The sequence below is a fragment of the Pseudomonas sp. SID14000 genome, from assembly GCF_002165135.1.
GTDB lineage: Bacteria > Pseudomonadota > Gammaproteobacteria > Pseudomonadales > Pseudomonadaceae > Aquipseudomonas.
This window is the reverse complement of sequence record NZ_NFZQ01000002.1, coordinates 291,545-314,964: the sequence shown is the minus strand read 5'-3', so window position 1 is coordinate 314,964 and position 23,420 is coordinate 291,545. Positions and strand designations below refer to the sequence as shown.

The following is a 23,420-nucleotide window of genomic DNA, read 5'->3' as shown; positions in this document are numbered from 1 at the left end:
GGTGTCTACCTGTCGAGTTGGCTGTCCGTCCGATCCTGATGGATTGGCAAGTAAAGCTGCATGCAAGTTCCCCGCCCGGGCTCACTGTCGACGCAGATGGCGCCACCACTCTGCCGGGCAAAACCATACACCTGGCTAAGCCCCAGGCCGGTGCCCTTGCCAAAGGGCTTGGTGGTGAAAAACGGCTCGAAGATCCGCGGCAGTACCGCTGGCGCGATACCCTCGCCGTTATCTTCCACCTCGAAACGCACAAACCCGCCGCGCAGCCCTTCCACTTCGCCAGCCAGTTCGGCCACATCGACCGTCAAGCCGATTCGGCCCTGCCCTGTGATGGCATCGCGGGCATTGAACAACAGATTGAGCAGCACCATCTGCAATTGCCCGGCATCCACCTCGATCAGGGGCAGGTCCGGTTGCACCAGCACCCTCAGGTCAATCGAACCAGGCAGCGCATGCTCCAGTAGACCACGGGTGGCGGCAATAAGGTTCGCCGGGGCAACGCAGGCCACATCAAGCTTGCGGTGGCGGGCAAAGCTGAGCAACTGCTGGGTCAGTTCGGTACCCCGCTGCCCGGCATCGAGAATGTGCTGCAACATGCGCTGGGCGCGTGCCGGGTCCTGAGTGGCCAGCGCCAGCCGCGCCGAACTGATGATGATGGTCAGCATGTTGTTGAAGTCATGCGCCAGGCCACCGGTCAACTGGCCGAGGGCCTCCAGCTTCTGTGCCTGGAATAGCTGTGCGCGCATCGCGTCCAGCTGCAGCGCCGACTCACGCCGATCTGTGATGTCCCGGGTCACCTTGGCCAGGCCGACGACCTGGCCCTGGTCATCGCGAATCACATCCAGCCCGACCAAGGCCCAGAACTGCGTGCCATCCTTGCGTACGCGCCAGCCTTCATCCTGCGCCACGCCCTGCTCCAGCGCCTGACGCAGCAAGCGCTCCGGACGGCCCTCGGTGCGATCCTGCGGGGTGAAGAACAACGAGAAATGCTGGCCGATCACTTCATCGGCACGGTAACCCTTGATGCGCTGCGCACCTGCATTCCACGACACGACATGGCCGGTCGGGTCGAGCATGTAGATGGCGTAATCCACCACCGACTGAACCAGTTGCTCATAGCGGTGGGCAGGCATGATGGCGTGGTCGAGACAGTCAGCTGAAACCATGCGTACTCCACCGGCACAGCGGAAGGGAAAAATAAGCCTAGCCGAACAAGTGCGCCTGTGAGCGCCCGCGTGGTCAGCCCTGTGTGATTGACCCCGTGTGGCTGGCGAGGTTCAGCGCTCAGGCTCCACCAGTACCGGGCTGACGCGCCGTGGCATCGCCATTTTCAGCAGCCACAGGCCGACCAGCAGGATAAGCCCGCCACCGGCCAGGGCCATCAGCCGCTGCGGTTGAGGGTGTTCGGCATCGAACCCCAGCATCAGCAGGTAACCGCCCAGGCTGATCAGGCTGAGGTAGAGAAATGCCCCCAACAACACCACCTGCACGAACAACAGTCGCCAGAATAGCCGTGGGCGCACGATACGCCCGGAAGCAGCGGACTGAGTCATCACCGCACACTCTTTGGATCCATAAGCAGGGCAACAGTGGTGTAATGACAGCAAGGTGTCAATTGCCCAATCGATCGACCCTTCGTTCTGTTGATCATAGGTGCTGCGGTTGACTCAACTATAACAATGGGTTATAAAGCGCGCTTGATTGCGAAGCCCTTCTGCTTAGAAGCGAGCTGGTCGTTGCGACCCCTTCAAGCGTGCGAGTGTGGTGGAATTGGTATACACAGCAGACTTAAAATCTGTCGGCGTGAGCCTTGCGGGTTCGAGTCCCGCCACTCGCACCAAACTTCTTTGAAAAGGCGCCCTTGCGGCGCCTTTTTGCTGCCTGCCAGCAATTCTTGGCGCAACTGCTAGAGTGGAGCTTGTACCCGTCCACTGGAACGCCACCATGCGCTACTCCCTGTTCGATGGTCAACGCGACATCATTATCCTGATTGCCCGCGTGCTGCTGATGATCCTGTTCGTCCTGTCTGGCTGGGGCAAGCTGACCGGCTTCGAAGGCACGGTTGGCTACATGACCTCACTGGGCGCCCCTGCCCCCATGCTGGCAGCGGCAGTTGCCGTGCTCATGGAGTTTGTCGTCGGCATCCTGCTGATCCTCGGTTTCTACACCCGGCCGCTGGCCTTCCTGTTTGCGCTGTTCGTGCTGGGCACGGCGCTGCTGGGCCACCCATTCTGGAGCATGGTCGACCCTGAGCGCAGCGCCAACATGACCCAGTTCCTGAAAAACCTCAGCATCATGGGCGGCCTGCTGTTGCTGGCAGTGAGCGGCCCTGGGCGTTTTTCGCTAGACGGGCGCTGAGTCAGTCGTCTTCGCAGTCGTCGAACCAGGCTGGGTGATCGCGTTCCTCGTCATCGAGGTCATCCAGCGTTTCCTCGTCTTCCTCCACCTCGTCCTCGGCGCCTTGGGCATCCGCTTCAGGCTCCACATCGTCGTAGAGGAATTCGTGGTCAAGCAGGTGATCGTGCTCGGGTTCGTGCAGGTCGTCTTCGTGCATGCTGGCTCCTGGGCTAGTGGCAGGCCTGTATAGGCCGATCAGCCGTGCAGGTCAATGCGCTATCGCTTAATGCTCGGTTAACCAGCCGGGTCCAGTCTGCAGGCTCTCCCTTCAAACGTTGCTTGCCCGCCTTTCATGGCGGGCTTTTTTATCCCCTTGGTTTTCCCTTCATCCAGGCCCTGAACAGCAGCGCCCGGCACCGCAATGACCGGACCATGGCGAAAGTGTTCTGGAACTGGGCCATGCATGACAAGCTCGTGACCTGACCTTCACGAAATACTGACATCCGGGAGGGCACACTGACCCTGCTCCGTATGTTCTTGCAGCCCGCCGCATTATTGCCGCGGGCTTTTCTTTTTGCCTGACAGGCATACACAAGGCCGCTCCAAGTGCCTGCGCAAGGCAGGTACATAGGTGCACGCCCCACCCCAGACCATGACCTGAAGCAGTTTTGCCTCACCAGGCAAGGGCTATGCTGAACCGGCAATTACTCAAGCTCACTCGGATAGACACGGAGGCTCATATGAAAGCTGCTGTTGTTGCGCCAGGCCGTCGCGTGGCTGTGGTGGAGAAAACCCTGCGCCCCCTCGAGCACGGTGAAGCGCTGCTGAAGATGCAGTGCTGCGGTGTGTGCCACACCGACCTGCATGTGAAAAATGGCGACTTCGGTGACAAGACCGGTGTAGTGCTAGGTCATGAAGGCATCGGTGTGGTCCAGGAAGTAGGGCCAGGCGTCACCTCGCTCAAACCGGGTGACCGCGCCAGCGTGGCCTGGTTCTACCAGGGCTGCGGGCATTGCGAGTATTGCACCAGCGGCAACGAAACCCTGTGCCGCGAAGTGAAGAACTCCGGGTACACCGTGGACGGAGGCATGGCCGAAGCCTGCATCGTCAAGGCCGACTACTCGGTCAAAGTACCCGACGGGCTCGACTCCGCTGCCGCCAGCAGCATTACCTGCGCCGGCGTGACCACCTACAAGGCGGTGAAGACTTCCAACATCCGCCCCGGTCAATGGATCGCCATCTACGGCCTTGGCGGCCTGGGCAACCTGGCGCTGCAATATGCCAGGAATGTCTTCAACGCCAAAGTGATCGCCATCGACGTCAACGACGAGCAACTGCGCTTCGCCAGCGAGATGGGCGCCGACCTGGTCATCAATTCACGCACCGAGGATGCCGCCAAAGTCATCCAGGCCAAGACCGGTGGTGCCCATGCCGCCGTGGTTACCGCCGTCGCCAAGGCTGCGTTCAACTCGGCCGTCGACGCCCTGCGCGCCGGGGGGCGGCTGGTTGCTGTCGGGCTGCCATCGGAAGCCATGAACCTGAATATTCCTCGCCTGGTGCTGGACGGTATCGAAGTGATCGGCTCGCTGGTCGGCACCCGCCAGGATCTGCAGGAAGCTTTCCAGTTTGCGGCGGAAGGGAAAGTGGTACCGAAGGTGACCCTGCGACCGATCGAGGATATCAACCAGATCTTCGAGGAGATGCTGGAGGGCAAGATCAAAGGGCGGATGGTGATCCAGTTCGCTTCACAGCAGAAGAATGGCTAACCCGTCGGGGTGAAGGTATGAGCATCCGCAGCTTGGCGAAAAACCTGCCAGCCGATCCGGCCAATGACGGCTGGGTGCTCGGATGGGGCGTGCTGAGAGACCGGCATCCCTGGCATTTCGTCGATGTCTATGCCGACCAGAAGACTGCCAGGGCCGAGGCTGAGCGCCGCGGTGCTGGCTATGTTGTGGAGTTCGGTTCGCATCGCCTGGGATCGGATGAATTCGTCTGTGGGATATCCCCGCCTGAAGGCTAGCGTTTGAATGGGCGCAGCGGCGGGGACGCCAGGGCGCCCCGCCTTTGATCATGCCAGCATCCGTCGCATGATTAGCTCGCCATCTATGACTTCGCCGGTCTCGACGAAGCCTTCGGAGGCATAGAGACGTTTTGCCCCAATGTTCTCAGGGGCGACGCCAAGGGCAACGCCGGGGCCACCCGGCAACGGTTGCAGGTATGCCAGCAGCGCCCGCAGGGCAGCGCGGCCATAACCGCGGCCTTGGTGGCGGTGGTCAATCATCAGGCGATAGATCCAGCGGCTGTTCTCATCCGGATCGAGGGCATGCATCAGGAAGCCGACCATTTCACCGGTCTGCATGGCGCGCACGGCCAAGGGTTCACACCAGGGGCTATCGGCAGCCTGTTCCAGCGATTCGGCGTTGCTGGCAATGAAGTCGGATTGGTCGTCGCGTACTCGCAATGTACGACAGTGGGCTTCCTCCTCAGGCGAACTGAGGGCAACAAGAAGCACCGGTGGGCAAAGAGTGGACATGTTGGATTCTCCGCGGGGCAGCAAGGGCCCCTCCAGAATTTCGTTGACGGTTCATTAACGGACACATCATTGGAAACTGGGTCATAGGGCACCTCCTTGTTCGCGGATGGAGAGACAGTCGGCTGATCCGGCCGACCGGGGCGTCATTCTAGGGGGCTGCCTGGGGCTAGCACAAGCGTTCCTTCGGGGCACTGAAGGCGGCCTGAAGAAGCAGCCGCAACACACAGGGCTGCAGCCCCTCACGGAGGGCTGGGTCGGTAGCAATCGTCCGCGACTGGCGGCTATCAGAGGCGCCATTCTCGGACGGCTCCAGATTGTCACACCTGTCGATCAGCTCATCCGTCTTTATGGTCTGGGTCGAAAGCAGACGGTTGTAGATGAGCGCTGTCGAGACAATGCAGCCAGTTGCGACCATCCTCAAATCACCCCGTTAATGAACGCTCGACACAAACGAATCCATCACAGACCATTGAAAGCAACCACAAGGATGCCCAGGAACGCATGCCATGGATCGCCTTCCGACGCTGTTCACCGATCGTCTTGTTCTCACGCCACTCCAATTGCAGGACGCCCCCATCATCCAGGAGTTGTTTCCGCAATGGGAGGTAGTGCGCTATCTGGATCGTCGTGTCCCATGGCCGTATCCAGAAGATGGAGCACTGGTCTATGTGCGCGATTTCGCCCTGCCGGCCATGGCAGCGCGTCGTGAATGGCATTGGATGATCCGCATGCGCAACGATGCCGAGCGCACCATTGGCAGCATCAGTTTGTTTGAACAGCCTGGTAACAACAGAGGCTTCTGGCTTGCGCCGCAGTGGTGGGGAAAAGGCTACATGCGTGAGGCATGTCGGATCATCAACGCGTATTGGTTCGAGACATTGTCACGCCCAGTGATGCAGGTTCCCAAAGCGGTTGCCAACCACGCGTCCCGCAGGGTCTCAGAGTACGAGGGTATGCGCATGGTGGGCGCACGAGAAGGTGAATTTGTCTGCGGGCTGATGCGCGTCGAAATTTGGGAGATGACACGAGCTGAGTGGCTTGGCAGGTCGATAGGTTGAAAGCAGCCGTTCAGTAAAGGCATGAAACCAACAACTTGATAGACCTAGAATACGTCCACAGGATCGGACGTGAACATCTGGCCGATGCTTTGCAACATCGGCCGACATGCTCTGGCCGGCATTACCCCTTGGTCAGATCAACCAATGGCGTCTGCCGCACTTCGGTTTCGCGCCCATCCTGAATCTCGCTCACCTGCTTCAGGGCCTTGTCCACCGCCACCTTGTCCGCCAGCAAGCTGTAGCTGATATGGAACTGCCTGTGTTCCTTCGGTCCGATTGTCGGCACCAGATTCAGTGGCCTCTGGTAACGCCGGTTGTAGGAAAAACTCGTCCCCGGCTCCAGCCCCGTGACATAGCCCTGGCCTTGGGTATCGGTATTCTTCCACAGGGAAAATACCGGCAACGTCCGAGTATTGAAGCCGACCGAAACCCCCAGACTGCCAGCCTTGTCATGCAACACGGCCAACGTATTGCCCTGGGCATCAGCATAAGGCACCACGTTGTAAACCGTCTCGTCATAGTCCTTGGTGGGTGCTCGGTAGGTTTGCCAATCAGGCAGATCACCCCTGGCCTTGTCATTGAACGGCGATACCTGTTTCACCGGCGCGGCGAAACGAGCGCCCTGCTCCAGGAACGGGGTGCTGAAGTTACTGTGATAGAGCGCCTGGTATTCCTTTGGATAGTCGCCGTTGTTGGTCAGGGTGTCGTTGAGGGCGAACATCACGCTGCCAGGTTCGGTGACCAATTCGGTCACGACGGAGAAATCGACCTTCTTGAACGCCTGCTCTTTCAGTTCACCACGCAAAGTGATGGCGTACGGTGGTTTCTCATCGATGTGCAGGGTGACTTTGTTCGCGGGAATGTTGGCGGCCCGACCGTGCAGGGTCAGCAGTTCGCCGTTGTCGATGCCGGGGTGGCCGACCCATTCGTAACCGCAGCGAGCGACCAGCTCGTTGAAACCTTCCAGCCAGCCCAGACCATTGCGCCCATTGAGTTCGATGAAGGACGGGTTGACCACTTCCTTGACCGGCGAGTCCCAGCCCATGCGCACATTACCGACCGAAGCCTGCAATACGTTCATTCCGCGAGTCGGTACTACCGAAAGCTTCATCGTACCGTTATCGATGTCGACGATGCTGACACCCTCTTGCCGACCACCGTGCAAGGTGCGCAGGGTAACGCTGAAGGGCTTGTCGGTTTTTACGCCAAGTAGCTGGCTAGTGATTTGCCAATTCTGGGCGGCTTTGTCGGTATCGAGCAGGACGTAATCCCAGGCCATGGCGTGGGAGGCAGCAGACAGGGCGCTGAAAGCAACGAAGAGTTTGAGTAGGGGCATGGCAGTAGCCTTTCTTGGAGTTGTGCCCTTTTATAGCCACGAAGAAACGTTTCAGCAAGCACGACAAGCTCCGGCAGGTCGACCAAGGTGGTATCTCGCCTGCCCCATCTCGACGGCCTTCTCGGCGGATGCGCCCATATCCATTTCCACAGGCCGATGTCGCCTACAACAATCATCATGAGCTTGCCACCATCGAGGACGATTGCAGATGCGTCGACCGTCCCCGATAGGGCGTACCAAAGTAGGCCACCACCAGCGCGTCATAGCCACGGAGCGCGCCGGGCATGAAGAACTTCACGCCATTACCTCAGTTGTTAGCGCCACAATTCGGCGTATCAGTGTCATGTAGCGCGAGCAGTGCTAGGCTCCTGGCTGACTCGCCATCCAAGGAAAGGGAAATGAGCTTCGACTGGCACGCTGGACCGATTACCCGCACTACTCCGCTCGACAGCAACTACCGCAACACGCAGAAGGTCCGGCAGTTCCTGGTGAGGGAATGTGGCGCTGGTTTCAAGTTCGATCGCGCCTTCATGTCCTGGATCAAGAGTGGCGCCCCGTCCACCATGGGTGATGTAGCAGATGAGTGGTTGCGGACGCACTAGTGTGGTGTTTCAGAAGCACTGCTGAAAATTACTTGTCCAGTGCCCGTGCTGCACAGGCGACTGAGGCAAGGATGCCCTCGGCCTGTTTATGCCACCGAGATGGCTTCGGGTTTTGGTTGTAGGTTTCCAGGTAGTGCTCGATCGACGCTTCAAGATCTTTAACGCTGACATGTGCCTGGCGCTTGATCCACTTCTCGCTCAGCGTTGAGAAAAACCGCTCAACCAGATTCAGCCATGACGCCGAAGTCGGCGTGAAGTGGATGTTGTAGCGCGGCCGCGCCGCAAGCCATGCCCTGACCTTGTCGGTTTTGTGTGTTGCGTAGTTATCCATGATCAGGTGAATCGGCATCTCAGCAGGGCTGATGCGTGAATTTCTCTCAAGAACGCGAGGAATTGGGGGCCCTTGCGGAGCTTGAGTGATGATCTACAGGGCCTAGCTCAAATTTTTAGTGGTACTTCTGAAACACCACACTAGGGCCTCAGTAAGTCGATCCATGGTTTTCTGCCGCTGAAAAACCCGGTTTGCGGGCCTTGGGACGGATGCACAAAACTGCGCTTCCGCTGATTGCAGTGCCCGAAGAATTGGGAAAACCCAGGTGTTGCGAATACAATCGCGCGGTCTAATGGAAGGCTTACCGATGAACGAACGTTACTCACATCTTGATGGGCTGCGCGGATTGGCGGCGCTAGCTGTAGTTTTCTGCCACTTCGTACAGCTATATCTGCCTGCTGCCTTTCTCCGAACAGCACCTGACCATTTTGGTGAGTCGCTGATATCGGCATCACCGCTCAACCTGATATTCAACGGAAACTTTGCGGTAGCAATATTTTTCGTCCTCAGCGGCTTTGTTCTTGCGGCACCTTTCTTCAGCAACAAAAATTCAACGTGGTATTTGAAAGCAGCAATCAAGAGATACCCCAGACTGGCAATACCAGCACTGGCATCCACATTGATACCCTGCCTCATCTACATTGCATTCGGCTCAAACTTTGCAGCCACAACCGAATTATCCGGATACCCTAAAAAGGAATATTTTTCAGGTTTTAACAGCATCACGACAGCAGTATGGCAAGGGCTAATAGGGGCGTTTCTATTCGCCGAGCAAGACTACAACCGGGTCCTTTGGACAATTCGCACTGAACTCATAGGTTCATTTGGGGTATTCGCCCTCCTGCCAATCCTGGGGAGGTACCGAGCGAGAATCATTGCCTATACAGCCCTCGTAGTCATCCTGAAAGATTCCTACCTGCTCGGTTTTGTACTCGGAACCTTAGCAGCAGACCTAGTCATTGGATATCGTGCAGTTATGAATCGATCGGCGTCGATCATCGCTCTCATGGTCGGCCTCTATTTAGGCACATTCCCATATGTTGGCCAGGAACTCTTGATATGGCGACCAATTTCCTCAATCCCCATGAAAAATATTTTTGTTATTTCCCATATCGCAGGAGCCTTCTTGTGCATCATTGCACTTCCTGGACTACCATCACTCCAACGCGCGTTAATGACCAGGACCTGCGCCTTCCTTGGAAGAATTTCATACTCCATGTACCTAATCCACTTTACCATTCTCGGTTTTCTTGGATCATTTATCATAATTCATTTCTCATCCTTCGGTTACGGCACATCACTGATAGTCGCCATGACCATTCTGCTTCCGGTAACAGTAGGAGTATCCTATGCGTTCACCCTACTGATAGATGAACCATCAATACGACTCAGCAACTATATTTCCAAGTCACTGACAAACAAAGCCAACGTACCATCACCAACATTATAGCGAGCATCGCAAATACAATATCGGCTGGCATTCAAGGCAAGTACAAGGCCACCGCCTTGAGCGGTATGGCAACTTTCTTTTCCTTACCTGTGCTATTTGCCTTGCCCTTTTTGCCGCCGTTGCATTTTATGATCGTGGCCCAGCCCGAGGCGGTAAATCGTCCAGGGCCTGGGCCAGCAGCGGGCGGTACTGGCCGGCATTCAACCAGATGCCACAGCCACCGCCCAACGCCATCAGCATGTTCCGGCCGGTACCGGCAACAGCAGATTGCCGCTCCTGCCGCCGTCTCCCGCCGAAGGTACTGAACCTTGTGAGCAGCTCACCCTTAGTCTTGGCCTTGGCTGCCCGCCCCTCCTCGTAGATACCAAGCAGCGCGGTCAGCTAGTGCTAGCGTTGACCATATGACGCGGATCGATCAGCTGCGAACGGTCAAATGTTGAGCTTGCCATCGGCCTGGCTGACCAAACTCAATGCCCAGTCGGCCTTGGTACCAGGCCAGGCACCAGGCAGGCACTGGGAGAGATCATGGAACGGGCCGAAGTCGAGGAAAACGGAGAGGCCGTAACTCTGATGATCCATCGAATCCATGAACCAGGGCCTGAAGCGGCCCGCCACTTCCTTAGTGCTGAGCGCCACGAAATCGTGATATCAGAATTCGTGGAACGCCGCCTGGATCAGTTCCAGATCAGCCGCCAAATGCAAGAGCCGAGCCTGATACTCGGCGTTCTCCTGCCAGAGCGGCACTGTTTGCTCCGACCGAGCCGCCTGCTAGCCAACGACAATCAAATTTGATGGTCTGGTAGCGCGTAGTCAAATTTGTATGAGTGCTGACCATCGGTGATCGTGATGACCATGCTACCAGTTAACCCGGAAAGCGCGTCAGTACCAGAATCAGGTACGACGGTGATGGACTGAATGGGTATCCCACGACTCATAGTCGAACTGTGTTGAAGTACGAAGCTACCTCTGCGACCGTGCAATGCTCCATGTACAGTTTCCATGGCAACGTAGCCGGCAGAACCTTGAATACCGCTGCGGAATGACAACATCTCACCTTGACTGGTGGCTTCAAGCTCACCGTGAAATTGCTTGTCTAGAGACATTCGGCCAAGGCCAGTTTTTTCAGCGGCGTTGCTTAAAAGCTCCGGGTTGAGTGTGATTTCAAACGGCCCGCTGGCTGTGTGGTTCATTTCAAATTCCTTTTGATCCGGTCACATCCCGGTCACCCTAACGAAAAGCCCCGGCGGTTGCCAGGGCTTTCATTGATGTCTGTAGCTCAGGGTTTGCCCCCCAGCGCTCATTGATGTCGTCCAGCACCTGAATCAGCCGGTCACATGCCACCGACTGCTTGAGCGCGAATAAATCCCCTGAAAACTCACCAGATTTTCGCAGGTCCATCAGCTGCACCTCTACTTTGCTGTGGCTGAACCCGGGATGTTGCCTACATGGGCTGATCCACGCCTATTGGGATGTGTAAGCGCCGGCCCCGTGAGAAAGTCCCCAGTTCGTTCCCGTTGGGCAAGCTGGGCTCCGGAATTGAACAACCCAAGCAATAGGTCTAAGCATTCTGCGCCATGCTCAGGCGATGCCGAATTGGAGTTCTATATAATTGTCCAGTGAATCTGGTCCCTGCCAGTCATGATAGACCTCTCGGCTTTCGTCGGTCAGTCTACAGCCGGCTGCACGAGCCCCTTCAATGAGCTTCGCATAACCATGGGAAAAGAGGTCGCTGAGGGGCCCTCGATAATCCTCACGGATGCAGCGTAAAGCCGGTAGCAGTTGATAACGAACCTCTCCGATCTGCCCTTCCAAGTTACCCTCCACTGGCAGGCAGAATTCAATCCGAAAACGGTCGCTGGAATTGTTAGGGATCTTGTGGGAAACGAAAACCCACGGACCGACGACCTCAAGCCCCAGATCTTCGGCCGCTTGAGCGATCTCCGCACAACATACTGACGCTTGCTCGGCGATTTCCGGGATGGATAACTCTCGGCCGATGAAAAGCACCCGCTGAGAGGCGATGCTTTTTTCCTTCATCTGTAGTTCCTCGTTTGCCAGGCAGTTCACTGCGGGGCCTCACATGACTTCCGAAAACTTATGGGTGCCTACTACCCCTTGTCAGAGGAGACAGCCTCATCGCAGCCTCGGGCGAGCAGAATAGTACATTTGCAGCAACATCTTGGAGAAAATCAACCTTTTGAGCGCCGAGTTGAGGGACGGTTACATCCGCAGCCTGCCTTTGGTTAAAGCGACTCGTTGAATGCCACCGTTCCACAGCTTGATCTGGTAATCCCGTTGATGTTGATACCGAGCTGTGCCGTGCCGTTGACCTTGGCGTCGCGCAGCCGGAGATGATGTCGGGCTCGGGTCCGGACGACTTGAATATCCAGGCCTGGGTCGAAACCGGCCCAACGGTTCACTGTGGTAGTCGCCGATGTGGATATCGGCCCGCAGGCCTGTGGTAGCCCGGCCATCATTCCTTCCTGCACCACCACGACTGCGCATACAGCACACCGTCGATCTCCTCGATCCCGTTTATGTTGATGCCGAGCTGGGCCATGCCGTTGACCTTGGCATCGTGCAGCCGGGGGATGATGTCTGGTCCGGGCGATGGGTTGAACACCCAGGCCTGGGTTGAAACCCGCCCCAGCGGCTCACTGTGGTGGTCACCGATGTGGATGTCGGCCCTCAGGGGCTGGATCTTCCTGAGCTGATCGGAAGGGATGGCCACGCCATTCACGCGGCGGCGAACGAGGAGGAAGTACATACCGCACCTAATACTGTATATCGACACAGTATTTCAGCATCAGGCAAAGCAACCGCGCCAGTACCGTTCGGCGAACTATGCTTGCTCAAGCAGGAGGGCGACGCATGTGTGGAAGGTTGAGCCAGTACCGAGGCATACATGACTTCGTTGAAACCCTGAGCCTGCCCGAGGCCTGGAGGAACAACGTCGGTGACCAGCCGCTTGGCAGGTTTAACGTCGCGCCGACCATGCCGGTGGCAGTGCTGCGGGTGGATGACGCAGGCCCGCGGGCGGACCTGGTGAGGTGGGGGTGGCGGCCGCATTGGGCCACCGACCGTGCTACACCGATCAACGCCAGGGTCGAGAAAGTGGCACACGGCCCATTCTTCCGGTCGATCTGGCCAAACCGGGCCATCACGCCGATCGACGGCTGGTACGAATGGGTTGATGAGGGTGGGCCGAAAAAGCAGCCCTACTACATCCGGCGCCGGGACGGGCGCCCTACCCTATGCGCCAGCATCGGCCAGTTCACCGGCAGCGAGCACGACGGGTTTGTGATCATCACCGCCGACGCCCAGGGCGGGATGGTCGATGTTCACGACCGCCGGCCGGTGGTGCTCTCTCCTGAACTGGCCCGGGAATGGATGGCGCCAGGCACGCCCAAGGAGCTGGCAGAGCAAATGGCGCTCAACCTGGAGGAGCCGGCTGAAGCATTCGAGTGGTACCGGGTGAGTACGGCCGTTGGCAATGTGCGCAAGCAAGGCGCCGAGCTGATTGAGCCGATTTAGTGAAGGGGCGGTAGATCCTTTCCCCTCGCCTTGGCGACAGCGCGCAACTGGTAATCGGAGACCGCTTGGAATAGCGACTCGGCTAGCAGGCGTAAGCGTTCGATCTCTTCAGGCGGCGCACCACGGTCCTGGGCTTGGTGGTACTCCCGCATGGCGTCGATGGCCTGCCTGGATCAGCGGCTCGCCAGCCTCGACCATCCCAATGAAGGTGCGCTTGTCCATTGCCCTGCTCCGTCCTGATAGACGACTCATTATAGGAGGCAGAGCCTTCAGGGGGACTGGCATCGCTCGCTTCATGGTCTGAAACCCTGCTCCCTGAATCGTCGACGGAGGACGCCCGGCGGCCATGAGCTGGCATGCGATCACCACCTGATAGAGTGAGTCAGCCGGGGCGCCAGACCTCTCGACATCCTGATGCGCACAAATGTCCTGTAGAGCTTCGCGAATGACCGGCTCACCAGCATCAATGAGTCCTAGGATGGTTCGTTCCATGACGCTGCCCTGATGGTTTGCCCTAGCGTTGTAGAATATTTAACGCACTGGGGTTCCGAGATCAGGAAACGCCATAGAGCTATCACAACGGATTTCAATCTGTCTTCGACTTGATTCTTTGCGCAAAGTCGTCGTCCCTCTCGAATTCATTTTCCCGTGGGACTTTAGCGATTTTTTTGGGAGGAGGTCATTGTACTTTTAAGGAGTTACGCGCCTAGATATCTGATTTGACTGGAAAGACCAACCTAACTAATCTGCGGCTACAGAAGTGAACCATCTTTGTGCGACAAGGAGTGTCGGCAATGTCCCTATATATTCGTTCGTCATTTCTCTTGGCCTGGACCCTACCCTTCACATTCAATGCACTGGCTGTCCAGCCGCCGCTAGACCCGCTCGAAACCCTCAATCGCATCAACCGCAACTACAACACCCTCAAAGACGCCTGCAGGGAACCCGACACCGGTGCCGCACGCGGTCATTACTACTGCAGTGGTGTGACCTTGCGCATGGTCAACGACGGACCGTTCAACCCTTGGGACTACAGCCCCTACGCGATCAAGATTGGCGCGACGTCCTATTCCTGGATCCGCAAGGATCTGAGCACTCGGATCCTCATTCACCCAGCCGGTTTCATCCTGCGCACACCAACCGATGCGGCGGCCTTGAAACTGCCGGTCAAGGAGCAGGGTTGGACCTGCATCTACGCCTTCGACGGCGGTACCGGACCGGAGCGTAAGTGGTACGGCTGCGGCTTTTTTGACGGTCGCGAACCGCCACGCGCCGCCCAGGGCACCATGACGAACCGCAATGCCGCGTTGGCCTACGGTACCTGCTCTGAAGCCGGGGTCAGCACAGCCGAGCAGTGGATACAGAAATACACTGGTTTGATGAAGGGACCTATCCAGTACAACCAGTGTTCCTGGAACGCGGAAAAACCTAGTGACTGGAACGCCATGATCCGGGTCCACGAGTCACGGGTGAAGGCCACCAACAAGGACCCCTTCGCCTACAGCGCCCAGGTCAACGAATTCATGCTCAAAAATGCCTCGGCTACTAACGACGGCAGCGAGAACATGAAGTACATCGATGCATTCATCTACAACGTCAACAGCACGCAAAACTTTGCCACCCGCGGTGACCAGGCGCCGCCGAAACCGGAAAACGGGCTGACCAGCGCGCGCAACTTCCAGAAGAAACTTCAGGCCCAAGGATACAGCGTACCCATCCTGCGACTGGACTTCACCAAGCCGCCGGAGCAGCGCTTTAGCTACGTCGCTGCCGACCAGGCGATTGACCTGACAGCCGCCAGCGGCGGACAGGTCACACCGATAGCACTTACGCAGCGATACATCGCTGCGGCCACCTGGGTCAAGCGCTACGACCCCGGCACCCGCCAAGATGAATGGACCTTGAGCGTAGTGCCCACGGCGGCGGGACGAGCCTTGCCCAAAGAGCAAGTCGGGGCGCTGTACGACCAGTTGTTTGCCCTCAGAGGCGCCGATAGCCAATGGCGCGACAATGAAAATTCCACCGACAGTATGCGCCAGCAATTGAGCTGCGTACTCGTCAATTATCGCAGCAAGACGCCCTGGAATCTCGAGCCTTTCCGGCCGACGCTGTCCGAAAGCGAAACCCGCGCTGCAGGATGCAATCCGGTCCCACGTTGAGTAGTCGGCTGTTTAGATTTTCGCTTAGCAGAAGAAAGGTGTAGTCACATTCGGGTGGCTATGGAAGTGCAGGTTATTTTTTGGCTAATCAGGGAGATACATGCCATGAGAAAGAGTTCGAACAGGATTGTCCCGATATTGGTGTTTCCGTTGTTTCTGTACACTGCGTCAGCTAGTGCCGAGTCCTGCGAAGAGACGCTGAAACAGGTGGAAAGTCTATACAACAGAACCGTCGACAGTTGCGGGAAAGACCCAGCATCTGACTGTTCGGGCCTGTTGATTAGGGGGACACACCGCGCCGACCCGGCAAAGGGCCAACAATGGGATGTATGGAACCCGAGCCCTAAGGCCCGGGAGCTGGGGACTTTTGCTGCGTCATGGATGCGTGTCGACGGTATCAGCTATGAGGACCCGGGCATGAGCACGCAGAACGGTTACATCATCAAGCCGATCGATCTAGTGCGCGCCCCCGAGACACCAGTACATATCTACTGCGCCTTCCCCAACGACGCCTGGACCGACTTCCGAGATGACCGGGGCTGCGGCAACAACCGCAACACCAACCAGACCGAGGCGGTATGTCAGGCCATGGCCCCGCCTATCACTAATGCCAATGCCTGGGTCGCGCACTTCACTAAATTCAACAACGACCGCAAGCAGGACCAGTTGCAATGTGGGTTCAACATGCGCAATCCCATGAGCAGTCAGGATAGGGTAGGTGCGTTTCAGAACTTCATGGGTGCTCGGCGCGCCATCAACACTCGTGAGTTCCAGACCCAGACCGAGCTGCGCCTGGGTAACCCAAAAGACGACGAATTACCAATCCTAGCGTTTTTCTATAGCGATGAACGAGGACTGAACGATGCCCTGGCTAATCAGCGCGACTACAAGAACAAGACCGGCAAGGACCGCAACATCGTCAGAATCAACTTCCCACGGACGCCCAACGGTAAGGCCAGCTTCTCCTGTATTCAAACCGCGCCGCTACCAACGCAGCAGTTCTGCGACAAGTACCTTCAATCCAGTACATGGGTACAACGCCCCGATCCGAAGCTAGGTCCGAACACTTGGTCGCTGCAAGTCGTACCCACCGCCTGCGGTCGCGCAATCAAGGACGATCAGACTGACCGGATGTTCGCGGAGCTATACAACAAGCACAAGAACGACGAGCAATGGCGGAAATACAGCATTAATGGTGGTTCGCTTCGCCGGCAATTAGTGTGCCACCTGGCAGCAACTTATGACAATAAACCTGTCAGGAATAAGCCCGAATGGAACCTTGAGCCAGCTCGCCCCTATGTTGACCAAGCTACAGCGGTAGCTCAGCACTGCAACCCCTATTGAGGCGATTGTAATCCCCGACCTGCCAGTACTTCTTAGGGCATCTCCGATCAAGTCACACCCGTGCTGATTTGATCGGAGATTCCTGGGCAGGAATAATGCGACCGCCAATCGGGTGGTTGAACAAACTTCAACCCTTAGTCAAGCATTAAGCGTGGCATTTTCTGGCGCACAAAGAAAAACCCCGCAGACGTTAATCTGCGGGGCTTTCGAATGGTGGAGGCCGAGGTCGGAATCGAACCGGCGTAGACGGATTTGCAATCCGGAGCATAACCACTTTGCTACTCGGCCTCAAAGGTTGGATCTAGCAGCTTACGCTTCGCTATCTCCTTGAAACGCTGAACCTTTTTCAAGGTTTGCTGCGTTTCGATGGGCGCCATTATGTCTGCATTCCTTTAACCTTGCAACCCCCTGAACAAAAAAAAATTTCAACAGGTTCAAGGTGTTAGCGCAGGCGGCCGAGTTTACTCCACAACCCCACCACGGTGTTCTCCACCGCGCCACTGGCAGCCATGCCGATTCGCTCCTGCAGGCTCTTGCGTTCGGCGTAATGCAGGTGGAACAGGTTGGCGTTGCGCGCGCGCTCGCTGAGGTACTCGTCGCTGGTTTGCAGCTCGTCCACCAGTTTGCGGTTTAGCGCCGCGACGCCAAGCCAGACTTCGCCGGTGGCCACTTCGTCGATGTGCAGCTGCGGACGATAGCGGGCAACGAAGTCCTTGAACAGCTGATGGGTGATGTCCAGGTCTTCCTGGAACTTCTCCCGGCCCTTCTCGGTGTTCTCGCCGAACACGGTCAGGGTGCGCTTGTACTCACCAGCGGTCAGCACTTCAAAATCGATGTCGTGCTTCTTCAGCAGGCGGTTGACGTTGGGCAGCTGCGCCACCACGCCGATGGAACCCAGTACGGCGAACGGTGCGCTGACGATTTTCTCGCCGATGCAAGCCATCATGTAACCGCCGCTGGCGGCCACCTTGTCGATACACACGGTCAACGGGATGCCGGCCTGACGAATGCGCGCCAGCTGCGATGCGGCCAGGCCGTAGCTGTGCACCAGGCCACCACCACTTTCAAGGCGCAGCACCACTTCGTCACGCGGGGTCGCGAGGGTCAGCAGCGCAGTGATTTCGTTACGCAGGCTTTCGGTGGCAGAGGCTTTGATGTCGCCATCGAAGTCCAGCACGAAGACCCGGCCTTTTTCCTCGGCCTTGCCCTTCTTCTGCTGTTTTTCCGCCTTGGCCTGCTGCTTGCGCAAGGCCTTGAGCTGGGCCTTGTCGAACAGGCCGGACTCCAGGCGCTCACGCAGGTCCTTGTAGAACTCGTTCAGGCGGGTGACCTGCAATTGCCCACCCGATTTGCGCCGCCCCTTGCCGCGCAGCCCGGCGATGGCCGACAGCACTATCAGGAGGGCGATGACCAGGGTGGCGGTTTTAGCGAGAAAGCTTGCGTATTCAGCAAGAAACTCCACGTTGACTCCTTAAAGACTTGCGCCACTACGGCGCGTAACTGTAGCAAGCATACCGTTGCGCCTGAGGTGCTGCCAGCCGCGGTAAACGCTGGCAACACCTTTCAAACAACCTTTTCAAACGCTTGTATGTTTTTTCGTTGACAGCCCGTGTGCCGCATCCTAACCTCGCAGCAACCTCCAACAGGCCGGAACCTTTCGTGGGCAACCTCTACCTGATCCGACATGGCCAAGCCTCCTTCGGCGCCGATGACTACGATGTCCTCTCGCCCGTGGGCGTGCGCCAGAGCCAGGCCCTGGGTGAGCACCTGGCCCAGCTCGGGGTGCGGCTGGACCGTTGCGTGGCAGGCGACTTGCGCCGTCAGCAGGATACCGCGCGTCTGGCCCTGGAAGCATTGCACGCCAATGGCTGCCTGGTGCCGCCTGTAGAGACCGATGCTGCGTTCAATGAGTTCGATGCCGATGGTGTGATCCGCGCCCTGTTGCCGGGGCTGCTGCCGCAAGAGCCCGACGCCCTGCACATCCTGCGCAATGGCGCGCAGCACCGCAGCGAGTTCCAGCGCCTGTTCGCACTGATGGTGCAGCGCTGGCACGATGGTGAACATGCCGACGATGGCCTGGAGACCTGGCAGGCGTTCACCACCCGCGTGCAAGGCGGCCTGCAGCGCGTACTCGATGCCGCCGCCAGCGGTGACAATATCGCCATCTTTACCTCGGGCGGCACCATTGCCGCCCTGCTCCACCTGGTTACCCATATTACCCCCAGCCAGGCGTTCGCGCTGAACTGGCAGATCATCAACACGTCGCTCAGCCAGCTGAAGTTCCGTGGCCGCGACGTGGCACTGGCTTCCTTCAACAGCCAGGCCCATGTGCAGTTGTTGAAGGCGCCGGAGCTTGTCACCTATCGATGAGCCCGGCTTGTTGTGTCCCTGCGCGGACATGTAAATCACTCTATAAGGAATGCGCCATGACCTCCGTAGCTGATGCCGTTAAAAAGATGCAAGAGAAGTTCAACCCATCCGCTGCCGCCGGCCTGGACCTGGTGTTCGGCTTCAACATCACCGACGAAGACAAGCACTACGCGCTGATTGTCAAGGACGGCACCTGCGACCTGCAGGAAGGCGAAAACCCGGATGCCAACTGCACCCTGGTCATGGACAGCGAAACCCTGAAAGGTATCGTCAGCGGCGAAACCGACGGCATGCAGGCGTTCATGGGGGGCAAGCTGCGCGTTGAAGGCGACATGATGCTGTCGATGAAACTCAGCGAGCTGTTCCCGTCCTGAGGGCTGGAAACAGCGGATGATCGAAAAACCGAAGCCTGACCGGCTTCGGTTTTTTTTTACCTGCCTGCTTCACATCAAGCGCTCCCACAGTTAGCGCGCAAGGTTTCAAGATTTGGGCACGCATGAAGACCTGTAAGTTTGGGGGTTATCAAGGCAGTTGATCGGGCAGCAACACCCTTACCTATATGGCACCTGGTACGCTTGTCCCAACCTGGGCAGACCATTAGATTAGCCAATAGTCCTTGCGATCGAAAATAAGGAAAACGCATGACGCTCACAGACCAGTCCACCCAGGTACGCCCCGGCGAAGAACTTGACGCGGCCGTCATCGACCCTTACCTCAAGGCCAACATACCTGGCCTGGATGGCCTGCCGAGCATCAGCCAGTTCCCTGGCGGCGCCTCCAACCTCACCTATCTGGTCAGCTACCCAGGCCGCGACCTCGTGCTGCGCCGCCCGCCGTTCGGGCACAAGGCCAAGTCAGCACACGACATGGGCCGCGAGTTTCGTATCCTCAACCAGCTGAACAGCGGCTTCCCCTACTGCCCCAAGGCCTACGTGCACTGTACCGACAGCAGCCTGATCGGCGGCGAGTTCTACGTGATGGAGCGGGTCAAGGGCATCATCCTGCGCTCGGATATTCCGGCCGAACTGGACCTCGACGCCAACCGCACCGAGGCCCTGTGCAAGAGCTTCATCGACCGCCTGGTGGAGCTGCACCAGGTGGACTACAACGCCTGCGGCCTGGCCGACCTGGGCAAGCCGGAAGGCTATGTGCAGCGCCAGATCGAGGGCTGGACCAGCCGCTATGAAAAGGCCCTGACGCCCGACGCCCCACGTTGGGAACAGGTAACCGCCTGGCTGCACGAGAAAATGCCCGCTGACCACCCGCGGCCCGGCATCGTGCACAACGACTACCGTTTCGACAACGTGATCCTCGATGCCGACAACCCCATGCGCATCATCGGTGTGCTGGACTGGGAAATGGCCACCCTCGGCGACCCGCTGATGGACCTGGGCAACAGCCTGGCCTACTGGATCGAGGCCGACGACCCGGCGCCGGTGCAACTGATGCGCCGTCAGCCGAGCAACGCACCGGGCATGCTCAGCCGCCGCCAGTTCGTCGATTACTACGCAGAGCGCGCCGGCATCCGCCTGGACAACTTCGATTATTACTATTGCTATGGCCTGTTCCGCCTGGCAGGCATCGTCCAGCAGATCTACTACCGCTATTTCCACGGCCAGACCCAGGACAAGCGATTCGCCCAGTTCATCCACATGAACCGCCTGCTGGAGCAGATGGCCTTGCAGGTCATTGCCAAGTCCAGCCTCTGAACCCCGACCTCGACGACGGATAACAAGGAAAAGAGCATGCCCAAGACCCACCTGTTCGACCTCGACGGCAAGATTGCCTTCGTTTCCGGCGCCAGCCGTGGCATCGGCGAGGCCATCGCCCACCTGTTGGCCCAGCAAGGAGCCCATTTGATCGTGTCCAGCCGCAAGCTCGACGGTTGCCAGCAGGTGGCCGACGCCATCATCGCCGCTGGTGGCAAGGCAACGGCGGTGGCCTGCCACATCGGTGAACTGGAGCAGATCCAGCAGGTGTTCGCCGGCATCCGCGAACAGTTCGGGCGGCTCGACATCCTGGTCAACAACGCCGCCACCAACCCGCAGTTCTGCAACGTGCTGGACACCGACCCGGGCGCGTTCCAGAAGACCGTCGACGTGAACATCCGTGGTTACTTCTTCATGTCGGTAGAGGCCGGCAAGCTAATGCGCGAGCACGGTGGCGGCAGCATCATCAACGTGGCCTCGATCAACGGGGTTTCGCCTGGCCTGTTCCAGGGCATCTACTCGGTGACCAAGGCGGCGGTCATCAACATGACCAAGGTCTTCGCCAAGGAATGCGCGCCATTCGGCATCCGTTGCAACGCCCTGCTGCCGGGCCTGACTGACACCAAGTTCGCCTCAGCACTGGTGAAGAACGACGCCATCCTCAACGCCGCGCTGCAACAGATCCCGCTCAAGCGCGTGGCCGACCCCAAGGAAATGGCCGGCGCCGTGTTGTACCTGGCCAGCGATGCCTCCAGCTACACCACCGGCACCGCGCTCAATGTCGACGGCGGCTACCTGTCCTGATCAGGCTTTTACTGCCACCAGCGTGTAACTCAGGGGCAGGCGCGCGGGCTGCTCGCGCAGGCGATATTCACCGTCGTCGCCCTTGACCATCTGCCCCGGCAGCGCCTCCCAGGGGATGCTCTGGTGCTCGACCAGGGCGGTCAGCTGCAGGCCGTGGGCCAGCAAGGCACTGATCACCTCGCCCAGGCCATGGTTCCACTCGTGGGTTTCGGTGTGGGAAAGGCGCTGCTCGGTTTCGACGTAGGTCTGGTCGTTGTGCCACACCGTCGGTTCCTCGTGCTCGAAATACGGGTATTCGAGTTGCAGGCGGTCCTGGTGGTCTTCATTGACTGCCATCAGCATCGGGTGCCCGTCGCGCAGGAACAACCGCCCGCCCGGCTTCAGCAGGGCCGCGACTGTACGCGCCCACGGCTCGATGCGAGGCAGCCAGCAGAGCGCGCCAATGCCGGTGTAGACCAGGTCGAACGTGCCAGCCGGCAGCACCTTGTCGGCGGCGTAGACATCGGACTCGACATACGCGATGGGTGCCGCACAGCGCTCGGCCAGCACCCGCGCCTCGGCCAGCGAAGCCGCGGAATAGTCCAGGCCACAGACCTTGGCGCCAAGGCGCGCCAGCGAGAGGGTATCGGTGCCAATATGGCACTGCAGGTGGACGGCGTTGAGCCCGTCGATATTGCCGAGCAATGGCAGATCGAAGCGGACGGTTTCGGAAAGGTGTTCGGGATGCTGGACGAGCCGTTCGACTTCGTAGTCGTTGGAAGCAGCGTGCAGCGGGGCACGTTCATCCCAGCTGGCACGGTTGAGTTGCAGTGAGCGGTCCATGGTGTCTTCCTTGATTCGGTAGGGGCTCATGCTAGCCCCCACCGATCTTCCCGCGACAGAACTGCCTTGCTAAAAATTGTAAAGCTTGCGCGCCCCCTGTGGGAGCGGCTTTAGCCGCGAACACCGGCGCAGCCGGTGCCATGCACCGCGTTGGATTCTTCGCGGCTAAAGCCGCTCCCACAGGGTACGCGGACTGCTTGCGAATTCAGTTCTCTAAGCGACAGCGCAGCCCAGAGGGCTGGGCGATCTCCCACAGGGAAATGCATCCTGCCAGCCGTTACAGGCAGGTCGCCGCCGCCGCCCGGCGCTGCAGGGCCACGCCGTCGTTCTTCTGCGCGTAGTAATCCACCCGCGCCCCACCGGCCTGCGGGTACACGTCCACGAACGCCTCGGCCTCACGGGTATACACCGTGAACCCACCCTGCTTGCGTGGTTCCAGGTAGCCACTGGCGTCGTCACCGAACACCTTTTCTTCCTGCCAGCTGAACTGGATGCACTGGGCCACCAGTTCCGGCGCCTTGTGCGAGTCGAGCTGCGCAGTCGGCTTGCCGCCGCGGGCCGTTTCCATGGTCGCAGAAGCACAACCGACCAGCATCAGCGCCGCGGCCATCGGCAGAATCGCACGCATGTTCCATCCTCAGGGTAAAAAAGAAAGCGACTCTAGCACTGGCAAGCATCGCGAGTGAATTGTCGCGCGCAGGTGGATGAGGCATGCCGCTCATCGCTGGCACGACAAATTTTTGCCTGCCTGCGAAACCAAATGGATCCTTTCCAGTCTCAGAGGGTGTGCCGTAAACCTTTGCGGATCAAGGATCTATATCGTGATGACCCGTCTTGCAAGCCTTTCGCTAATCGCCGTTGTCCTGCTGACCGCAGGGTGCCATAGCCATCGCTACCATGACGACGACGATGGCTGGCGTGACCGTGATCGTGACCATCGCCACCACCATCGGCATGACCGTGACGACGACGATGATGATGACTATCGTCGATACCGTGGTGACCGCTACTACCGCTAAAACGTCTTTTCA

The 23,420-nt window shown here is 58.5% G+C and carries 26 protein-coding genes, 2 tRNA genes and 4 pseudogenes; 15 read left to right on the top strand and 17 right to left on the bottom strand.

Annotated elements, in window-relative coordinates; genetic code table 11:
- Positions 1-5 precede the first annotated feature (5 nt).
- Both CAY82_RS04320 and CAY82_RS04315 read right to left on the bottom strand, forming a co-directional pair.
- Entirely contained in the window at positions 6-1,166 is a 1,161-nt protein-coding gene (locus CAY82_RS04320) for a nitrogen regulation protein NR(II) (protein ID WP_087500074.1), read from the bottom strand.
- Positions 1,167-1,277: 111 nt separating this feature from the next.
- A complete protein-coding gene (locus tag CAY82_RS04315; protein WP_087500073.1) occupies positions 1,278-1,553 on the bottom strand; it encodes a hypothetical protein in 276 nt (91 codons plus the stop codon).
- Between the two features lie 202 nt (positions 1,554-1,755).
- Here CAY82_RS04315 and CAY82_RS04310 point away from each other — a divergent pair.
- Positions 1,756-1,840 (top strand) — tRNA-Leu (locus CAY82_RS04310).
- 104 nt (positions 1,841-1,944) lie between these two features.
- Positions 1,945-2,358, top strand: coding sequence for a DoxX family protein (locus CAY82_RS04305; protein ID WP_087500072.1), 414 nt, complete (start codon positions 1,945-1,947; stop codon positions 2,356-2,358).
- Position 2,359: 1 nt separating this feature from the next.
- Here the strand turns inward: CAY82_RS04305 and CAY82_RS04300 are convergent, their stop codons facing one another.
- Positions 2,360-2,554 carry a hypothetical protein gene (locus CAY82_RS04300; RefSeq protein ID WP_087500071.1) on the bottom strand — a complete coding sequence of 65 codons (195 nt, stop codon included), beginning with the start codon at positions 2,552-2,554 and terminating at the stop codon, positions 2,360-2,362.
- 523 nt (positions 2,555-3,077) lie between these two features.
- On the opposite strand from CAY82_RS04300, the gene adhP reads away from it, so the two are divergent.
- Positions 3,078-4,103 (top strand): alcohol dehydrogenase AdhP, encoded by a 1,026-nt coding sequence (gene adhP / locus CAY82_RS04295; protein ID WP_087500070.1) that lies wholly within the window; start codon positions 3,078-3,080, stop codon positions 4,101-4,103.
- Between the two features lie 17 nt (positions 4,104-4,120).
- On the top strand, positions 4,121-4,357 hold the full coding sequence (locus CAY82_RS04290) for a hypothetical protein (protein WP_087500069.1): 237 nt from the start codon (positions 4,121-4,123) through the stop codon (positions 4,355-4,357).
- A 48-nt stretch (positions 4,358-4,405) separates the two neighbouring features.
- Here CAY82_RS04290 and CAY82_RS04285 read toward each other — a convergent pair whose 3' ends face one another.
- A complete protein-coding gene (locus CAY82_RS04285; protein ID WP_256576224.1) occupies positions 4,406-4,870 on the bottom strand; it encodes an N-acetyltransferase in 465 nt (154 codons plus the stop codon).
- 506 nt (positions 4,871-5,376) lie between these two features.
- On the opposite strand from CAY82_RS04285, the gene CAY82_RS04275 reads away from it, so the two are divergent.
- Positions 5,377-5,928 (top strand): GNAT family N-acetyltransferase, encoded by a 552-nt coding sequence (locus tag CAY82_RS04275; RefSeq protein ID WP_087500066.1) that lies wholly within the window; start codon positions 5,377-5,379, stop codon positions 5,926-5,928.
- A gap of 121 nt (positions 5,929-6,049) precedes the next feature.
- Here the strand turns inward: CAY82_RS04275 and CAY82_RS04270 are convergent, their stop codons facing one another.
- The gene (locus CAY82_RS04270; protein WP_087500065.1) at positions 6,050-7,264 is read right to left on the bottom strand and encodes an aldose 1-epimerase family protein; all 1,215 of its coding nucleotides are present in this window, start codon (positions 7,262-7,264) and stop codon (positions 6,050-6,052) included.
- A gap of 398 nt (positions 7,265-7,662) precedes the next feature.
- On the opposite strand from CAY82_RS04270, the gene CAY82_RS04260 reads away from it, so the two are divergent.
- Complete coding sequence (locus CAY82_RS04260) at positions 7,663-7,866, top strand: DUF6434 domain-containing protein (protein ID WP_087500064.1); 204 nt, start codon at positions 7,663-7,665, stop codon at positions 7,864-7,866.
- A 28-nt stretch (positions 7,867-7,894) separates the two neighbouring features.
- On the opposite strand, the pseudogene CAY82_RS04255 reads toward CAY82_RS04260, so the two are convergent.
- A pseudogene (locus CAY82_RS04255) lies at positions 7,895-8,262 on the bottom strand (transposase); the annotation flags it as partial.
- A 242-nt stretch (positions 8,263-8,504) separates the two neighbouring features.
- Between CAY82_RS04255 and CAY82_RS04250 the strand changes: the two are divergent.
- Positions 8,505-9,647, top strand: coding sequence for an acyltransferase (locus CAY82_RS04250; protein WP_170931024.1), 1,143 nt, complete (start codon positions 8,505-8,507; stop codon positions 9,645-9,647).
- 429 nt (positions 9,648-10,076) lie between these two features.
- Here the strand turns inward: CAY82_RS04250 and CAY82_RS26610 are convergent, their stop codons facing one another.
- The 6 genes and pseudogenes from CAY82_RS26610 to CAY82_RS04220 form a co-directional block, all read right to left on the bottom strand.
- A complete protein-coding gene (locus CAY82_RS26610; protein ID WP_170931023.1) occupies positions 10,077-10,235 on the bottom strand; it encodes a hypothetical protein in 159 nt (52 codons plus the stop codon).
- A gap of 194 nt (positions 10,236-10,429) precedes the next feature.
- Positions 10,430-10,837, bottom strand: coding sequence for a DUF3224 domain-containing protein (locus CAY82_RS04240; RefSeq protein WP_087500062.1), 408 nt, complete (start codon positions 10,835-10,837; stop codon positions 10,430-10,432).
- A 97-nt stretch (positions 10,838-10,934) separates the two neighbouring features.
- Positions 10,935-11,081 (bottom strand): annotated as a pseudogene (locus CAY82_RS04235) (DNA polymerase V subunit UmuC); the annotation flags it as partial.
- A 144-nt stretch (positions 11,082-11,225) separates the two neighbouring features.
- Complete coding sequence (locus CAY82_RS04230; RefSeq protein ID WP_087500061.1) at positions 11,226-11,684, bottom strand: hypothetical protein; 459 nt, start codon at positions 11,682-11,684, stop codon at positions 11,226-11,228.
- Positions 11,685-11,890: 206 nt separating this feature from the next.
- Positions 11,891-12,152: pseudogene (locus CAY82_RS27235) on the bottom strand (hypothetical protein).
- The gene (locus CAY82_RS04220; protein ID WP_087500059.1) at positions 12,121-12,414 is read right to left on the bottom strand and encodes a hypothetical protein; all 294 of its coding nucleotides are present in this window, start codon (positions 12,412-12,414) and stop codon (positions 12,121-12,123) included. Before CAY82_RS04220 ends, CAY82_RS27235 begins: the two are co-directional and overlap by 32 nt.
- Before the next feature lie 104 nt (positions 12,415-12,518).
- Here CAY82_RS04220 and CAY82_RS04215 point away from each other — a divergent pair, with 104 nt between their 5' ends.
- A complete protein-coding gene (locus CAY82_RS04215) occupies positions 12,519-13,181 on the top strand; it encodes an SOS response-associated peptidase (RefSeq protein WP_087500058.1) in 663 nt (220 codons plus the stop codon).
- Here CAY82_RS04215 and CAY82_RS04210 read toward each other — a convergent pair.
- Positions 13,178-13,403 (bottom strand): annotated as a pseudogene (locus CAY82_RS04210) (hypothetical protein). The gene CAY82_RS04215 and the pseudogene CAY82_RS04210 overlap by 4 nt on opposite strands.
- A 572-nt stretch (positions 13,404-13,975) precedes the next feature.
- On the opposite strand from CAY82_RS04210, the gene CAY82_RS04205 reads away from it, so the two are divergent.
- Positions 13,976-15,340 (top strand): DUF2599 domain-containing protein, encoded by a 1,365-nt coding sequence (locus CAY82_RS04205; RefSeq protein WP_170931022.1) that lies wholly within the window; start codon positions 13,976-13,978, stop codon positions 15,338-15,340.
- Positions 15,341-15,445: 105 nt separating this feature from the next.
- Entirely contained in the window at positions 15,446-16,684 is a 1,239-nt protein-coding gene (locus tag CAY82_RS04200; RefSeq protein ID WP_087500207.1) for a DUF2599 domain-containing protein, read from the top strand.
- Between the two features lie 214 nt (positions 16,685-16,898).
- Here CAY82_RS04200 and CAY82_RS04195 read toward each other — a convergent pair.
- Together CAY82_RS04195 and sohB are read right to left on the bottom strand one after the other, a co-directional pair.
- A tRNA-Cys gene (locus CAY82_RS04195) sits at positions 16,899-16,972 on the bottom strand.
- 154 nt (positions 16,973-17,126) lie between these two features.
- Positions 17,127-18,146 (bottom strand): protease SohB, encoded by a 1,020-nt coding sequence (gene sohB, locus CAY82_RS04190; protein ID WP_087500056.1) that lies wholly within the window; start codon positions 18,144-18,146, stop codon positions 17,127-17,129.
- A gap of 197 nt (positions 18,147-18,343) precedes the next feature.
- Here sohB and CAY82_RS04185 point away from each other — a divergent pair, with 197 nt between their 5' ends.
- From CAY82_RS04185 to CAY82_RS04170, 4 genes are all read left to right on the top strand, one after another.
- Positions 18,344-19,054: a histidine phosphatase family protein gene (locus CAY82_RS04185; protein ID WP_087500055.1), complete on the top strand. Its 711-nt coding sequence runs from the start codon at positions 18,344-18,346 to the stop codon at positions 19,052-19,054.
- Positions 19,055-19,110: 56 nt separating this feature from the next.
- Positions 19,111-19,428, top strand: coding sequence for an SCP2 sterol-binding domain-containing protein (locus tag CAY82_RS04180; protein ID WP_003257405.1), 318 nt, complete (start codon positions 19,111-19,113; stop codon positions 19,426-19,428).
- A 267-nt stretch (positions 19,429-19,695) separates the two neighbouring features.
- Positions 19,696-20,763, top strand: coding sequence for a phosphotransferase family protein (locus tag CAY82_RS04175; protein ID WP_087500054.1), 1,068 nt, complete (start codon positions 19,696-19,698; stop codon positions 20,761-20,763).
- A gap of 36 nt (positions 20,764-20,799) precedes the next feature.
- Entirely contained in the window at positions 20,800-21,567 is a 768-nt protein-coding gene (locus tag CAY82_RS04170) for an SDR family oxidoreductase (RefSeq protein ID WP_087500053.1), read from the top strand.
- Here CAY82_RS04170 and CAY82_RS04165 read toward each other — a convergent pair whose 3' ends face one another.
- Together CAY82_RS04165 and CAY82_RS04160 are read right to left on the bottom strand one after the other, a co-directional pair.
- On the bottom strand, positions 21,568-22,389 hold the full coding sequence (locus CAY82_RS04165) for a bifunctional 2-polyprenyl-6-hydroxyphenol methylase/3-demethylubiquinol 3-O-methyltransferase UbiG (RefSeq protein ID WP_087500052.1): 822 nt from the start codon (positions 22,387-22,389) through the stop codon (positions 21,568-21,570).
- A 277-nt stretch (positions 22,390-22,666) separates the two neighbouring features.
- Positions 22,667-23,017 carry a hypothetical protein gene (locus tag CAY82_RS04160; protein WP_016498900.1) on the bottom strand — a complete coding sequence of 117 codons (351 nt, stop codon included), beginning with the start codon at positions 23,015-23,017 and terminating at the stop codon, positions 22,667-22,669.
- A gap of 196 nt (positions 23,018-23,213) precedes the next feature.
- Between CAY82_RS04160 and CAY82_RS04155 the strand changes: the two genes are divergently transcribed.
- The gene (locus tag CAY82_RS04155; RefSeq protein WP_087500051.1) at positions 23,214-23,408 is read left to right on the top strand and encodes a hypothetical protein; all 195 of its coding nucleotides are present in this window, start codon (positions 23,214-23,216) and stop codon (positions 23,406-23,408) included.
- Positions 23,409-23,420 lie beyond the last annotated feature (12 nt).

What these genes read in the sequence shown, in the direction of transcription:
- CAY82_RS04320 (WP_087500074.1), bottom strand. Translation starts at nt 1,166, where the DNA reads ATGGTTTCAGCTGACTGTCTCGACCACGCCATCATGCCTGCCCACCGC.
- CAY82_RS04315 (WP_087500073.1), bottom strand. Translation starts at nt 1,553, where the DNA reads ATGACTCAGTCCGCTGCTTCCGGGCGTATCGTGCGCCCACGGCTATTC.
- CAY82_RS04305 (WP_087500072.1), top strand. Translation starts at nt 1,945, where the DNA reads ATGCGCTACTCCCTGTTCGATGGTCAACGCGACATCATTATCCTGATT.
- CAY82_RS04300 (WP_087500071.1), bottom strand. Translation starts at nt 2,554, where the DNA reads ATGCACGAAGACGACCTGCACGAACCCGAGCACGATCACCTGCTTGAC.
- adhP (WP_087500070.1), top strand. Translation starts at nt 3,078, where the DNA reads ATGAAAGCTGCTGTTGTTGCGCCAGGCCGTCGCGTGGCTGTGGTGGAG.
- CAY82_RS04290 (WP_087500069.1), top strand. Translation starts at nt 4,121, where the DNA reads ATGAGCATCCGCAGCTTGGCGAAAAACCTGCCAGCCGATCCGGCCAAT.
- CAY82_RS04285 (WP_256576224.1), bottom strand. Translation starts at nt 4,870, where the DNA reads ATGTCCACTCTTTGCCCACCGGTGCTTCTTGTTGCCCTCAGTTCGCCT.
- CAY82_RS04275 (WP_087500066.1), top strand. Translation starts at nt 5,377, where the DNA reads ATGGATCGCCTTCCGACGCTGTTCACCGATCGTCTTGTTCTCACGCCA.
- CAY82_RS04270 (WP_087500065.1), bottom strand. Translation starts at nt 7,264, where the DNA reads ATGCCCCTACTCAAACTCTTCGTTGCTTTCAGCGCCCTGTCTGCTGCC.
- CAY82_RS04260 (WP_087500064.1), top strand. Translation starts at nt 7,663, where the DNA reads ATGAGCTTCGACTGGCACGCTGGACCGATTACCCGCACTACTCCGCTC.
- CAY82_RS04250 (WP_170931024.1), top strand. Translation starts at nt 8,505, where the DNA reads ATGAACGAACGTTACTCACATCTTGATGGGCTGCGCGGATTGGCGGCG.
- CAY82_RS26610 (WP_170931023.1), bottom strand. Translation starts at nt 10,235, where the DNA reads ATGGATTCGATGGATCATCAGAGTTACGGCCTCTCCGTTTTCCTCGAC.
- CAY82_RS04240 (WP_087500062.1), bottom strand. Translation starts at nt 10,837, where the DNA reads ATGAACCACACAGCCAGCGGGCCGTTTGAAATCACACTCAACCCGGAG.
- CAY82_RS04230 (WP_087500061.1), bottom strand. Translation starts at nt 11,684, where the DNA reads ATGAAGGAAAAAAGCATCGCCTCTCAGCGGGTGCTTTTCATCGGCCGA.
- CAY82_RS04220 (WP_087500059.1), bottom strand. Translation starts at nt 12,414, where the DNA reads ATGTACTTCCTCCTCGTTCGCCGCCGCGTGAATGGCGTGGCCATCCCT.
- CAY82_RS04215 (WP_087500058.1), top strand. Translation starts at nt 12,519, where the DNA reads ATGTGTGGAAGGTTGAGCCAGTACCGAGGCATACATGACTTCGTTGAA.
- CAY82_RS04205 (WP_170931022.1), top strand. Translation starts at nt 13,976, where the DNA reads ATGTCCCTATATATTCGTTCGTCATTTCTCTTGGCCTGGACCCTACCC.
- CAY82_RS04200 (WP_087500207.1), top strand. Translation starts at nt 15,446, where the DNA reads ATGAGAAAGAGTTCGAACAGGATTGTCCCGATATTGGTGTTTCCGTTG.
- CAY82_RS04180 (WP_003257405.1), top strand. Translation starts at nt 19,111, where the DNA reads ATGACCTCCGTAGCTGATGCCGTTAAAAAGATGCAAGAGAAGTTCAAC.
- CAY82_RS04175 (WP_087500054.1), top strand. Translation starts at nt 19,696, where the DNA reads ATGACGCTCACAGACCAGTCCACCCAGGTACGCCCCGGCGAAGAACTT.
- CAY82_RS04170 (WP_087500053.1), top strand. Translation starts at nt 20,800, where the DNA reads ATGCCCAAGACCCACCTGTTCGACCTCGACGGCAAGATTGCCTTCGTT.
- CAY82_RS04165 (WP_087500052.1), bottom strand. Translation starts at nt 22,389, where the DNA reads ATGGACCGCTCACTGCAACTCAACCGTGCCAGCTGGGATGAACGTGCC.
- CAY82_RS04160 (WP_016498900.1), bottom strand. Translation starts at nt 23,017, where the DNA reads ATGCGTGCGATTCTGCCGATGGCCGCGGCGCTGATGCTGGTCGGTTGT.
- CAY82_RS04155 (WP_087500051.1), top strand. Translation starts at nt 23,214, where the DNA reads ATGACCCGTCTTGCAAGCCTTTCGCTAATCGCCGTTGTCCTGCTGACC.